We start from the raw sequence: 13,183 nt of genomic DNA, 5'->3' as shown, positions 1-13,183 counted from the left end.
CCCACCGACCCCGGTCGTGCCGCCACGACCGCCCGATCGCGCGTGACCGTGTGATCGATCAGAACAAGGAGCAGCCGCATGGCAACCAGCAACAACGGCATCATCGACCCGCCCATCGACGACCTGCTGTCCCGCGTCGAGTCGAAGTACGCGCTCGTGATCTTCGCCTCCAAGCGCGCGCGCCAGATCAACGACTACTACGCCGACCTGCACGAGGGCAGCCTGTTCGACAACGTCGGCCCGCTGGTCGACTCCTCGGTCGACGACAAGCCGCTCTCCGTCGCGCTGCACGAGATCAACGAGGACAAGCTCGTCGTAAAGCCGATCGCCGCCGAGTAGGGCGGACCGTACCGCAAGACGTCGTACCAGGCCCGGCCGCAGCCGGCGCCCGGCCGAGGAGAGGTGCCGCCGTTGAGCCCACGATTGACCGTCGTCGTCGGAGTGACCGGCGGCATCGCCGCGTACAAAGCCGTCGGAGTCATCCGCGCCCTGGTCCTCGAAGGGCACTCGGTGCACGTGGTCGCCACGGAGAACGCGCTGCGGTTCGTCGGCCGGCCGACCCTGGAGGCGATCAGCCGCAACCCGGTGGCGACGGACCTCTACGAGGGCGTCGCCGAGGTGCGGCATGTGGCGATCGGGCAGTCGGCCGACCTGATCGTGATCGCTCCCGCGACCGCGAACACGATCGCCAAGCTGGCCGCCGGCCTCGCCGACGACCTGCTCGGCAACACGGTCCTGGCCTCCACGGCGCCGCTCGTGATCGCCCCGGCGATGCACACCGAGATGTGGCGCAACCCGGCCACGGTCGCCAACATCGCGACCCTCCGCGCCCGCGGCGTCACCATCGTCGGCCCGGCGAGCGGACAGCTGACGGGCTCCGATTCCGGACCCGGCCGCATGGAGGAGCCGGAGGTCATCGTGCGGGCGGCCCTGCGCGCCGCCGGGGCCACACCGCGCGCGGTGGAGGCGCCCGCGCCGATCGCCCTCCCGTCCGGCTCCCCGGTCAACGACGTGGTCGTGCTCTCCGAGCGCCGCCGCGCCAACGAGGCCGCGCGGCTGCCGCGCGGCGGCGTCGACCTCGCAGGCAAGCGGGTCGTCGTGACCGCCGGGGGTACGCGCGAGCCGCTCGACCCGGTGCGCTTCCTCGGGAACCGCTCCAGCGGCCGCCAGGGCGTCGCCATCGCGAGCGCAGCACAGGCCCGCGGCGCCGATGTGATCCTGATCGCCGCGCACCTCGAGGTGGAGCCGCCCGAGGGCGTGGAGCTCATCGAGGTGCAGACAGCGCTCGAACTGCAGGAGGCGGTCGAGGAGGCCGCGCGCGCCGCCGACATCGTCGTGATGACCGCGGCGGTGGCCGACTACCGCCCGGCCGAGACGCAGGACGCCAAGATCAAGAAGTCCGACCACGGCGACCGGCTGACGCTGGAACTCGTCGCCAATCCCGACATCCTCGCCGGACTCGCCGCACGCAAGCGCGACGGCCAGGTCGTGGTCGGCTTCGCTGCGGAGACCGAGCCCGACCCGCAGGCCCTCATCGACCTCGGCCGCACCAAGCTGGAGCACAAGGGCAGCGACTTCCTGGTGCTCAACCAGGTGGGCTGGACGCACGGCTTCGCAACGGAGAGCAACGAGGTCGTGGTCCTCCGGAAGGGCGGCGATATAGTGATGGAGGCCTCCGGGAGCAAGCTGTCGGTGGCCGACCGTATCCTCGACGTCATCGCCTGAGAGCGCGGCTCGCCAGAGCATCGCCCGGCAGGCTCGCGCCGGGAGCATCCGGTCGCGCTCGCATCCCGTCGACCAGGAAGAACCATGGCAGATCTGCGTCTCTTCACGTCCGAGTCCGTGACCGAAGGCCACCCCGACAAAATCTGCGACCAAATCTCCGACAGCATCCTGGATGCGCTGCTGACGGTCGACCCGCACAGCCGGGCCGCCGTCGAGACGCTCGTCACCACCGGTCTCGTGCACGTCGCCGGCGAGGTGACCTCCAACGGCTACGTCGAGATCCCCGCGATCGTGCGCAACAAGCTGGTCGAGATCGGCTACGACTCGTCCGACGTCAGCTTCGACGGCACGCAGTGCGGCGTCTCGGTGTCGATCGGCGCGCAGTCGCCCGACATCGCGCAGGGCGTCGACAACGCGCTGGAGACCCGGGCCGAGCAGAGCCACGACGACCTCGACCGCCAGGGCGCGGGCGACCAGGGCATCATGTTCGGCTACGCGACGACGGAGACCCCGCAGTACATGCCGCTGCCGGTCTGGCTGGCGCACCGCCTCGCCGAGCGGCTCGCCACCGTCCGCAAGGACCGCACGCTCGACTACCTGCGGCCGGACGGCAAGACGCAGGTCACCATCGGCTACGCGGGCGCCGTGCCGAAGTCGGTGCAGACCGTCGTGCTCTCCACGCAGCACGCCCCGCAGGTCTCCAACGAGCAGCTGCAGGCGGAGATCGTGGAGGAGGTCATCCGCCCGGTGCTGCACGACGCGGGCCTCGACTCGTCGCACGTGCGCACACTGATCAACCCGACCGGACGGTTCGAGATCGGCGGCCCGAAGGGCGACGCCGGGCTCACCGGCCGCAAGATCATCGTCGACACCTACGGCGGCGCATCCCGTCACGGCGGGGGCGCGTTCTCGGGCAAGGACCCGTCGAAGGTCGACCGCTCGGCGGCCTACGCCATGCGGTGGGTCGCCAAGAACGCGGTCGCCGCGGGCCTGGCCGACCGGCTCGAGGTTCAGATCGCGTACGCGATCGGCAAGGCCGCGCCCGTGGGGCTGTACGTGGAGACGTTCGGAACGGCGACCGTGCCGGAGGAGCGCATCATCCACGCCATCCGCGAGGTGTTCGACCTGCGGCCGGCGGCGATCATCCGCGACCTCGACCTGCTGCGCCCGATCTACGCGCAGACGGCGACCTACGGCCACTTCGGCCGCGAGCTGCCGGACTTCACCTGGGAGCGCCTGGACCGCGTCGACGACCTGCGCTCGGCCGCGGGGCTCTAGCGGTGACGGCGGCCGGACGGGTCGCCCGGGTCGTCATCGACTCCCCGCTCCCGCAGCTCGACCACCTCTTCGACTACAGCATCCCGGAGGAGCTGGCGGAGGAGGCCGTCCCCGGCGTGCGCGTCCGTGTGCCGTTGCGGTCGGCCGGCCGGGTCGCCGACGGCTACCTGGTCGAGGTGGGCGAGCCGGACGACGGCTTCGAGGGCGCCCTGAGCCCGCTGGAGGCGGTCGTCTCACCGGCGCGCGTGCTGACTCCCGGCGTCTGGCGCCTCGCCCGGCGGCTGGCGGACCGCAGCGCGGGGACCGCGAGCGACATCCTCCGCCTCGCGGTGCCCGGCCGCATGGTGCGCGTCGAGAAGGCATGGCTCGCCGCCCGCAGCTCCGGAGTTTCTCGACCCGACACGCCGCCGGAGGGTCGAACAACTCCGGAGGCGACGGCGGGGGTGCGGGGGTACGGCGAGCGGGTGCTGGAGGAGGCGGTGGCGCGGGACGAGCGGCTCGCGCTGCGCGCCATCCCGCGGCTCGTGCCGCTGCCCGACGGGACCTGGGTCGGGGAGTGGGCGGTGACGCTCGCCGCCCTCGCGACCGACTGCTGGCGCGGGGGACGCACCGCCATCGTCGCGGTGCCCGACCACCGCGACCTGGAGCAGCTGGCCGCAGCACTCGCGGCGGTCGCGCCATCCGAGGCCGTGGTGCGTGCGGATGCCGGCCAGGCCAACGCCGACCGCTACCGCGGGTTCCTGGAGGCCCTGTCCGGTCCGCGCATCGTCATCGGCAACCGGTCGGTCGTATACGCGCCCGCCGAGCGCCTCGGACTCATCGCGGTCTGGGAGGACAGCGACCCGCTGCTCGCCGAACCGCTCAGCCCGTACGTCCACACCCGGGACGCGGCGCTCGTGCGGCAGGAGCTGGAGGGCTGCGCGCTGGTGCTGAGCGGCAACATCCGGAGCGTCGAGACGCAGCGACTGGTCGAGGTGGGCTGGCTCCGGGATGTGGGGCCGGAGCGAGTCACGACGCCGAAGGTCGTGCTCACCGCCAACCAGCAGGCCGACGAGCCGGCGGCGCGCGCCGCCCGCATCCCGTCGACCGCGTGGCGCACCGCCCGGGAGGCCCTGACCGGCGAGAGCGGACGGCCGCGCGGCCCGGTGCTGGTGCAGGTGGCGCGGCCGGGCTACGCGCCGGTGATCGCCTGCGCGAACTGCGGGCAGGCCGCCCGCTGCATGAACTGCCACGGCCCGCTGCACCAGACGCGCGCGGGCGCGCCGCCGTCGTGCACGGTGTGCGGTCGGCTCGCCACGGGCTGGCGCTGCGAGCACTGCGAGCACACCCGGTTCCGGCTGGTGACGGTCGGCTCGGGGCGCACCGCGGAGGAGCTGGGGCGCGCCTTCCCGGGGACGCGCGTGATCCTGGCCGACGGCGACCATCCCGTGCAGCGCATCGGCTCCGCGCCCGCGCTCGTCGTCGCCACGCGCGGCGCGGAGCCGATCGCCGAGGGCGGCTACCAGGCGGTGCTCCTGCTCGACGGCGAGCGGATGCTGGCGCGCGAGAGCCTGCACGTGGCCGAGGACTGCCTGCGCTGGTGGCAGAGCGCGGCCGGTCTCGCCGCGCCCGGTGCGCCGACCGTGCTCGTCGGGGTCTCGGGGCCGCTCGCGCGCGACTTCGCCACCGGGCGCCTGGTCGAGTTCGCCCACGAGGAGCTGGTGGACCGCCGCGAGCTGCGCTTCCCGCCCGCAGTGCGCCTGGCGTCGGTGACCGGAGCCGAGGCGACGGTGGACGAGGTGCTCGCCGCGGTCGACCCCGCCCTCCTCATCGACGTGCTCGGCCCCGCGGCGGTCGAGCCGGACGCCGGACCGGCCCGGGCGACGCGTGCCTCCGCCGATCAGGTGCGGGCGGTGCTGCGCTTCGAGTACGCCCGCGGGGCGGAGGTCGCCGCCGCCGTGCGCGCCGCCGTGGTGAAGAACGCGACGCGCCGCCGACGCGCGCCGGCCGGCAAGCCGGGCTACCGCCCCGCTCCGACCCTCCGCGTGCGCTTCGACGACCCGGAGATCCTGTAGCGCTACATCCATGGGGCGCAACACGCCGCTCACGTTCGCGCGACACGGCGCGTTGCGTCCCATAGATGCACCGCGGCGGCGGCGGAGGCGGCGGCGTGCGGGCGCATGCGCCCGCGAACCCGTCGCGTCCCATGGATGGGCTGTCCGGGCGCGCGCGGTAGGCTGGGTGGCCGTCCCGAAACGGAGGAACATGCGCATCGTCTTCGCCGGCACCCCCGCGGTCGCCATCCCCTCGCTTGCGGCCGTCGCGGCCCGCCACGAGGTGGTCGCGGTCGTCACGCGCGAGGACGCTCCGCTCGGGCGCAAGCGCGTGCTCACGCCGTCGCCCGTCGCCGAGGAGGCCACGCGGCTCGGGCTCCCCGTCATCAAGGCCAACCGGCTGCGCGAAGAGGTCACCGAGCGTATCGCGGAGCTGCAGCCGGACCTCGGGGTCGTCGTCGCCTACGGCGGCCTGGTGCGGGAGCCGCTGCTGTCTCTTCCGCGGCTCGGCTGGGTCAACCTCCACTTCTCGCTGCTCCCGCGCTGGCGGGGCGCCGCCCCGGTGCAGCACGCGGTGATCGCGGGCGACACCGAGACCGGCGCCGCCGTCTTCCGCCTCGTGCCCGAGCTGGATGCCGGCGACGTCTATGCCGAGCTGCGCCGCCCGATCGGCCCCGACGAGACCGCGGGCGAGCTGCTCGACGCCCTCGCGGTGGACGGTGCAGCGCTACTGGCCGACACGACCGACGCCCTCGCAGCCGGCACCGCCGTCGCCGTTCCCCAGCAGGGCGACGTGACCCTCGCGCCGAAGCTGTCCCTCGACGACGCCCGGCTCGACCTGACCCAGCCGGCGGAGCACGTGTACGCACGGCTCCGCGGCGTCACGCCCGAACCCGGCGCGTTCGCCCTTCTCGGCGGCGAGCGGTTCAAGCTCCATGCGGCGCGCCGCACCACCGGCGAACCGCCCCTCGCGCCGGGTGCGGTCGAGGCCCGCGGTCGTCGCGTGCTGCTCGGCACCGGCACCGATCCGCTGGAGCTCGTCACGGTGCAGCCGGCAGGCAAGCGCGCGATGCCCGCGGCCGATTGGCTGCGCGGCGCCGCATCTCCGACGGGGCTGGTGCTGTCATGACGCCGCAGAACCGTTCCGGCCACGCGGGCCGCGCCGCCCGCCCGCAGCAGACCCGGGCGCAGCCCTCGCGCCAGGTCGCCCTCGACGTGCTGCAGGCTGTGCGCGAGTCCGACGCGTACGCGAACCTGCTGCTTCCCACCCGCATCGCCCGCGCCGGTCTGTCTGCGGCGGATGCCGCGCTCGTCACCGAGCTCGCCTACGGCACGCTCCGCCTGCAGGGCTTCTACGACCGGGTGATCGCCATCGCCGCCGGACGCCCGGTGGACCGGATCGACCCCCCGCTGCTCGATGTGCTGCGCCTCGGCGCCCACCAGCTGCTCTCCACGCGGGTCGCCGCGCACGCCGCCGTCAACGAGTCCGTCGGCCTCGCGCGCACGGTCGGCAGCCGCTCCGGCACCGGCTTCGTCAACGGCGTGCTCCGCGAGATCGGCCGCCACACCGTCGAGGAGTGGCGGGACGAGGTCGCCCGCCGCGCGAAGAACGACGACGACCGCCTCTCCGCCCTGTATTCGCACCCGGTCTGGATCGTGCGCGCGTTCCGCCGGTCGCTCGAGAGCGAGGGCCGGGGCGAGGAGCTGGAGAGCCTGCTGGAGGCCGACAACGCCGCGCCGCGCGTCAACCTGATCGCGCTGCCCGGTCTCGCCGAGATCCCGGACGACGCGCGACCCGACCGCTTCTCGCCGCCGGGGTTCACCGCAGGCGGGGGAGACCCGCAGGGGATGGTGGAGGCCGCCGACGGCCGCATCCGGGTGCAGGACGAGGGGTCGCAGCTCGCCGCCCTGGCGCTGACCCGGGCCCAGCCCGTGACGCCGGGGGAGCGCTGGCTCGACCTGTGCGCCGGCCCGGGCGGGAAGGCCGCGCTGCTCGCCGCGGAGGCGCTCGCGGGTGGAGCGGAACTGGTCGCGAACGAACTCGTCCCGGCCCGCGCCCAGCTCGTGCGCAGGGCCCTGGCCGCCGTGCCGCTCGACGTGCCCGTGTGGGAGCTCGACGGCACCGTCCTCGGGAGCGAGCATCCCGAGGCGTTCGACCGCATCCTGCTCGATGCGCCGTGCACCGGCCTCGGCGCGCTGCGTCGCCGCCCGGAGGCGCGCTGGCGGAAGACGCCGCGCGACGTCTCCGAGCTGACCGCGCTCCAGACCGCGCTGCTTGATTCCGCGATCGCGGCGCTGAAGCCGGGCGGCCTGCTGGCCTACGTCACGTGTTCGCCGCACGTCGCCGAGACGCGCGGGATCGTGGCCGACGCCCTGCGCCGCCACGGCGACGTGCTGGAGGCGGAGCAGACGGCCACCGTCGTGCAGGATCTCGCCGTCGAGCGGCTCGATCTCGCGGGCGACCCGTCCGCCGTGCAGCTGTGGCCGCACCGGCACCTGACGGACGCGATGTTCATCGCTCTGCTGCGCAAGCGCTGAGGGGACAGGGAGGCGGCGGAGGGCTCGTGTGCTGATCATGCCCACCACCTTTCCGGGGCGCGCTCCTGTGGTGTGCCCGGCCGCTGCTTCTGTGGAAAGCTCGCCTCCGGCTCCGCCTGTGTGCACCAGCGCTCGAACGGTCGAATCTCCGTCCGGGCCGCCTCGGGTCGGAGAATCGAACGGCACGAGACCGAATCTCCGACCGAGCAAACACGGACGAATAGGCTGGAGGCATGGCTCCCCTGCGCATCAACCCCAGCATCCTCGCGGCCGACTTCGTCAACATGCAGCGCGAGCTGGAGCGCATCTCCACCGCCGACCTGGTGCACGTGGATGTGATGGACAACCACTTCGTGCCCAACCTGACCTTCGGCCCGCAGATGGTGGGCCGCATCCAGGACGTCAGCCCGATCCCGCTCGACGTGCACCTGATGATCGACGACCCCGACCGCTGGGCGCCCGGCTACGCCGAGCTCGGCGTGTACTCCGTCACCTTCCATGCCGAGGCCGCGGCCGACCCGGTCTCCTTGGCCCGGGAGCTGCGGGCCAGGGGCGCCCGCGCCGGCATCGCGGTGAAGCCCGGCACCGGAATCGAGCCCTACCTCGACCTCCTGGAGGAGTTCGACCAGGTGCTCGTGATGACCGTGGAGCCCGGCTTCGGTGGCCAGTCGTTCATGCCGGAGACGATGCCCAAACTCCGTGCGCTGCGCGAGGCGGTCGAGGCGCGCGGCCTCGACGTCTGGCTGCAGGTGGACGGCGGCATCACCGAGGAGACCATCGTCACGGCCGCGGCTGCGGGCGCCGACACCTTCGTCGCCGGCTCGAGCGTCTTCCGCGGCGAGCCCGCCGAGCGGATCACGGCGCTGCGCGACGCCGCCGCGGCGCACGCGCACTGACAGTCCCGCTACGCTAGAACGGTGAAAACCTTCGACGACCTCTTCGCCGAGCTGACCGAGAAGGCGCGCACGCGTCCGGAGGGCTCCGGCACGGTCCGCGAGCTCGACGCCGGCGTGCACGCCATCGGCAAGAAGATCGTCGAGGAGGCCGCCGAGGTGTGGATGGCCGCCGAGTACGAGTCCGATGAGGCCCTCGCCGAGGAGGCCTCGCAGCTGCTCTACCACCTGCAGGTGCTGCTGCTCGCGAAGGGCCTGACGCCGGCCGACGTGTACCGACATCTGTGATGGGCCACCCCATCCACTCGTCCGTCACGTCACGAAAGTCACCACCATGCTGAAGATCGCCGTCCCCAACAAGGGCTCCCTCTCCGAGACCGCGGCGCAGATGCTGCACGAGGCCGGGTACGTCGGCCGCCGCGACCCCAAGGAGCTGATCGTCGCCGACGCCCGCAATGGCGTCGAGTTCTTCTACCTGCGCCCGCGCGACATCGCCACCTACGTCGGCTCCGGCGCGCTCGATGTCGGGATCACCGGCCGCGACCTGCTGCTCGACTCCGGCTCGCCCGCCGCCGAGATCGCGGCACTCGACTTCGCCGCCTCCACCTTCCGCTTCGCCGGTCCCGCCGGCGTGTTCGCCGAGCTCTCGGACCTTGAGGGCAAGCGCGTCGCCACCAGCTACCCGGGTCTCGTCGGCGCGTTCCTGGCCGAGAACGGCGTCAGCACGTCGCTGATCAAGCTGGACGGCGCGGTCGAGTCGGCCGTGCGCCTGGGCGTCGCTGACGCGGTCGCCGACGTGGTGGAGACGGGCTCGACGCTGCGCAAGCAGGGGCTGGAGATCTTCGGCCCGGTCATCCTGGAGTCGGAGGCGGTCCTCGTCTCCTCGCCGGCGCCCGCGTCCGGCGTCGACACGCTGCTGCGTCGCCTGCAGGGCGTCATGGTCGCCCGCCAGTACGTGCTGATCGACTACAACCTGCCGGTCGCCCTGCTGGAGAAGGCCGTCGCGCTCACCCCGGGCGTCGAGTCCCCGACCGTGTCGCCGCTGGGCGAGCCGGAGTGGGTCGCCGTCCGGGTGATGATCAAGCGCGACCAGACCAACCACATCATGGACGACCTGTACGAGCTGGGCGCCCGCGCCATCCTGGTCACCTCCATCCACGCTGCGCGGATCTGATGGGCGTCTCGGTTCGCGTCATCCCGTGCCTCGACGTGGCCGCCGGCCGCGTGGTCAAGGGCGTCAACTTCCAGAACCTGCGCGACCAGGGCGACCCGGTCGAACTCGCGGCGCGCTACTTCGAGCAGGGCGCCGACGAGCTGACCTTCCTGGATGTGACCGCCACCGTCGACGACCGCGCCACCACTTACGACGTGGTGCGGGCGACGGCGGAGCAGGTCTTCATCCCGCTCACGGTCGGCGGCGGCGTGCGGAGCCCGGAGGATGTCGCGAAGCTGCTCGGCCACGGCGCCGACAAGGTGGGCGTCAACTCGGCCGCGATCGCCCGCCCCGAGCTGATCGCCGAGATCGCGGAGCGCTTCGGCGCCCAGGTGCTGGTCCTGTCGCTGGATGTGAAGCGCTCGGCCGCCACGCCGTCCGGCTTCGTCGTCACCACGCACGGCGGCCGCACCGAGACCGATCTGGACGCGCTGGACTGGGCGCGCCGGGCGATCGAGCTGGGCGCGGGGGAGCTGCTGGTCAACTCCATCGACGCCGACGGAACGAAGGAGGGCTTCGACCTGGAGCTGATCCGCGAGATGCGGGCGCTGAGCACCGTCCCGGTGATCGCCTCCGGCGGCGCCGGACGGCTGGAGCACTTCGTGCCCGCCATCGAGGCGGGAGCCGACGCGGTGCTCGCCGCGAGCGTGTTCCACCAGGGCGAGCTGACGATCGAGCAGGTCAAGGACAAACTGGCCGCGGCCGGGATGGAGGTCCGCCGATGAACGCCACGAGCAGTGCGAGCGCCGACGCGGTGCTGGAGCGCATCCGCTTCACGGACACCGGGCTGGTGCCCGCGATCGTGCAGCAGTGGGACACCCGCGAGGTGCTGATGATGGGCTGGATGGACGCGGAGGCGTTCCGCCGCACCATGAGCGAGGGCCGGGTGACGTTCTGGTCGCGTTCGCGTCAGGAGTACTGGCGCAAGGGCGACACCTCCGGTCACGTGCAGTACGTGAAGGGCGTGGCGCTCGACTGCGACGGCGACACCCTTCTCGTCACCGTCGAGCAGATCGGCGCTGCCTGCCACACCGGCACGCGCACGTGCTTCGACGCGGACGTGCTGCAGCCGGTCGTCGGGGAGAGCCCCGAGCTGGAGGCGACCGACCTGTGATCGACACCGCCGCCGCCACGACCTCGCGCGAGGCGTTCGACGCCCTCGCGGCCGACCACCGTGTCGTGCCGGTGATCCGCGAGCTGTTCGCCGACGGGGAGACCCCGGTCGGCATCTACCGCAAGCTCGCCGCCGGACGGCCGGGCACCTTCCTGCTGGAGTCGGCGGAGCAGGGCGGGATCTGGTCCCGCTTCTCGTTCGTCGGCGCGGCGTCGTTCGGCGTGCTCACGCAGCAGGGCGACGCGGTCCGCTGGCTCGACTACGGGCTGTGCGCCGAGCGCGCGCTCGGCACGGCGGGGGTGCTCCGCCCGCTGGAGGCCCTGGCGGCGCTGCACGCGCGCTGGCAGACCGCGCGCATCCCCGGGCTGCCTCCGCTCACGGGCGGCCTGGTCGGCTTCATCGGCTGGGAGGCGATCCGGCAGATCGAGCGGCTCCCCGACGCACCGCCCGCCGACGTCGACGTGCCGGGCCAGGCGCTGGCGTTCGTCGCCGACCTCGTCGTGATCGACCACCGCTCCGGCACCGTGAAACTGGTCGCCAACGCCCTGGCCGACGGCACGGACGACGCCGACGACCTGTGGGCCGACGCGCAGCGCCGCCTCGACCGGATGCAGACGCAGCTCGCGCAGCCGTCGGAGGCGTGGCTCGCGGAGGTCGACCTCGGCACCCCGGCGGATCCCGTGTCGCGGACCCGCCGCGAGGACTTCCTCGCGTCGGTGGTCACGGCGAAGGAGCGGATCGTGGACGGCGACATCTTCCAGGTCGTCATCTCGCAGCGCTTCGAGCTGGAGTGCACGGCCCCCGCGCTCGACGTATACCGGGTGCTGCGGGCGCTGAACCCGAGCCCGTACATGTACCTGCTGTCGCTGGAGAAGCCGGACGGCGAGCCGTACCAGATCGTCGGCTCCTCGCCCGAGGCGCTGGTGAAGGTGCAGGAGGGACGCGCGTTCACGCATCCCATCGCCGGCTCCCGCCCGCGCGGCGCGACCCCGGAGCAGGACCTCGACCTCGAGGCATCGCTGCTCGCCGACGACAAGGAGCGGGCCGAGCACCTCATGCTGGTCGACCTGGCCCGCAACGACCTGCTCAAGGTCTGCGCGGCCGGGACGGTCGAGGTGACCGAGTTCATGCGCATCGAGCGGTTCAGCCACATCATGCACATCGTCTCCTCGGTGGAGGGCGACCTGCTGCCGGATGCGACGGCGATCGACGTGTTCCGCGCCACCTTCCCGGCGGGGACCCTCTCCGGTGCGCCGAAGCCGATGGCGCTGCGGATCATCGACGAGCTGGAGCCCGCCCAGCGCGGCGTCTACGGCGGCGTGATCGGGTACTTCGACTTCGCCGGGGACGCCGACCTCGCCATCGCGATCCGCACCGCCACAATCATGGGCGGCGTGGCGCGGGTGCAGGCGGGCGGCGGACTGGTGGCCGACTCGGTTCCGGAGAGCGAGTTCCAGGAGTCGCAGAACAAGGCCGCCGCCCCGCTCCGGGCCGTCGCGGTCGCGAACGCGATGAGACGGGTGCGCGATGCGGGCTGACGGCAGCACCGGCCGCCGCGTCAAGTACTCGACGATGCTCCTCCTGCTGGTGGGGAGCGGTCTCGCGCTGCTCGCCGCGACGCAGCCGTGGTTCACGATCCGGCTGACCGACACGGCGCAGCACGCGACGACGGTCTCGGTGGCCGGGTCGGTCGCGGCGCCCGCGCTCACCGCGCTCGCGTTGGCCGGACTCGCCCTGACGGCCGCGCTGGCGATCGCCGGGCCCGTGTTCCGGATCGTGCTCGCGCTGCTCGGCATCCTGCTCGGCGTCTCGGTGCTGATCTCGGCGATCACGGCCGTGTCGGACGCGGTACGCGCCTCGGCCTCCGCGATCACGACGGCGACGGGGGTCGCGGGCGACGCGTCCGTCCGCCACCTCGTGCACACCGTCGACACCGCCTTCTGGCCGTGGCTGGCAGTGGTCGCGGGCGTCGTGATCATCCTCGCGAGCGCGGCCGTGGTGGTGTTCTCGCGGCTCTGGCCCGGCCCGTCACGCAAGTACCAGACCCGGTTCGCCGGCGAGGACGGCCGCCCGGCCGACGAGGTCGTCGCCGAAGCCACGGAGGAGTCCCCGGAGGCCGCCGACGCCGACGAGGAGCCGCCGTCGGATCCCGCCGCGCCGGCGGGCACCCTCGACCGCGACACCGCCATCGACTCCTGGGACGACCTCACCCGCGGCGACGACCCCACCCGCTGACCCAACCCTGGGACGCAACACGCCGTGTCGGCACGCGCCGCGACGGCGTGTCGCGTCGACCGGATGGCGCGGCGGGGGAGCGGGGGCGGAACCACTAGACTGGATGCGTTCCACAACACCGTGCGTGCCGTCGGGCGCGCACCCGACGTGCAGG

13 protein-coding genes are annotated in these 13,183 nt (G+C 73.1%); all 13 read left to right on the top strand.

The genetic code is table 11. The features are described 5' to 3' along the window. Positions 1-78 precede the first annotated feature (78 nt). On the top strand, positions 79-339 hold the full coding sequence (rpoZ, locus tag HNO83_RS04215; RefSeq protein WP_175336253.1) for a DNA-directed RNA polymerase subunit omega: 261 nt from the start codon (positions 79-81) through the stop codon (positions 337-339). An 84-nt stretch (positions 340-423) separates the two neighbouring features. Further along, a complete protein-coding gene (locus tag HNO83_RS04210) occupies positions 424-1,725 on the top strand; it encodes a bifunctional phosphopantothenoylcysteine decarboxylase/phosphopantothenate synthase (RefSeq protein WP_175336362.1) in 1,302 nt (433 codons plus the stop codon). Between the two features lie 84 nt (positions 1,726-1,809). After that, a complete protein-coding gene (metK, locus tag HNO83_RS04205; RefSeq protein WP_175336252.1) occupies positions 1,810-3,003 on the top strand; it encodes a methionine adenosyltransferase in 1,194 nt (397 codons plus the stop codon). Positions 3,004-3,005: 2 nt separating this feature from the next. After that, complete coding sequence (locus tag HNO83_RS04200) at positions 3,006-5,057, top strand: primosomal protein N' family DNA-binding protein (protein WP_175336251.1); 2,052 nt, start codon at positions 3,006-3,008, stop codon at positions 5,055-5,057. A gap of 190 nt (positions 5,058-5,247) precedes the next feature. Then, on the top strand, positions 5,248-6,165 hold the full coding sequence (fmt, locus tag HNO83_RS04195) for a methionyl-tRNA formyltransferase (RefSeq protein ID WP_175336250.1): 918 nt from the start codon (positions 5,248-5,250) through the stop codon (positions 6,163-6,165). Then, on the top strand, positions 6,162-7,574 hold the full coding sequence (locus tag HNO83_RS04190) for an RsmB/NOP family class I SAM-dependent RNA methyltransferase (RefSeq protein WP_175336249.1): 1,413 nt from the start codon (positions 6,162-6,164) through the stop codon (positions 7,572-7,574). The genes fmt and HNO83_RS04190 overlap by 4 nt, the downstream gene beginning before the upstream one ends. 233 nt (positions 7,575-7,807) lie before the next feature. Beyond that, positions 7,808-8,470, top strand: a complete 663-nt coding sequence (gene rpe / locus HNO83_RS04185) for a ribulose-phosphate 3-epimerase (RefSeq protein WP_175336248.1) — start codon at positions 7,808-7,810, stop codon at positions 8,468-8,470. Positions 8,471-8,491: 21 nt separating this feature from the next. Then, positions 8,492-8,755, top strand: coding sequence for a phosphoribosyl-ATP diphosphatase (locus HNO83_RS04180; RefSeq protein WP_175336247.1), 264 nt, complete (start codon positions 8,492-8,494; stop codon positions 8,753-8,755). A gap of 46 nt (positions 8,756-8,801) precedes the next feature. Next, complete coding sequence (gene hisG / locus HNO83_RS04175) at positions 8,802-9,641, top strand: ATP phosphoribosyltransferase (RefSeq protein WP_175336246.1); 840 nt, start codon at positions 8,802-8,804, stop codon at positions 9,639-9,641. Beyond that, positions 9,641-10,405: an imidazole glycerol phosphate synthase subunit HisF gene (gene hisF, locus HNO83_RS04170; RefSeq protein WP_175336245.1), complete on the top strand. Its 765-nt coding sequence runs from the start codon at positions 9,641-9,643 to the stop codon at positions 10,403-10,405. Before hisG ends, hisF begins: the two co-directional genes overlap by 1 nt. Then, on the top strand, positions 10,402-10,794 hold the full coding sequence (hisI, locus tag HNO83_RS04165; protein ID WP_175336244.1) for a phosphoribosyl-AMP cyclohydrolase: 393 nt from the start codon (positions 10,402-10,404) through the stop codon (positions 10,792-10,794). The genes hisF and hisI overlap by 4 nt, the downstream gene beginning before the upstream one ends. After that, entirely contained in the window at positions 10,791-12,332 is a 1,542-nt protein-coding gene (locus HNO83_RS04160; protein WP_175336243.1) for an anthranilate synthase component I, read from the top strand. The genes hisI and HNO83_RS04160 overlap by 4 nt, the downstream gene beginning before the upstream one ends. Beyond that, positions 12,322-13,029, top strand: coding sequence for a Trp biosynthesis-associated membrane protein (locus HNO83_RS04155; RefSeq protein WP_175336242.1), 708 nt, complete (start codon positions 12,322-12,324; stop codon positions 13,027-13,029). Before HNO83_RS04160 ends, HNO83_RS04155 begins: the two co-directional genes overlap by 11 nt. The last annotated feature ends 154 nt before the right edge of the window (positions 13,030-13,183 follow it).

It is taken from the genome of Leifsonia sp. C5G2 (assembly GCF_013359685.1).
GTDB lineage: Bacteria > Actinomycetota > Actinomycetes > Actinomycetales > Microbacteriaceae > Leifsonia.
This window is presented reverse-complemented; position numbering and strand designations above follow the sequence as displayed.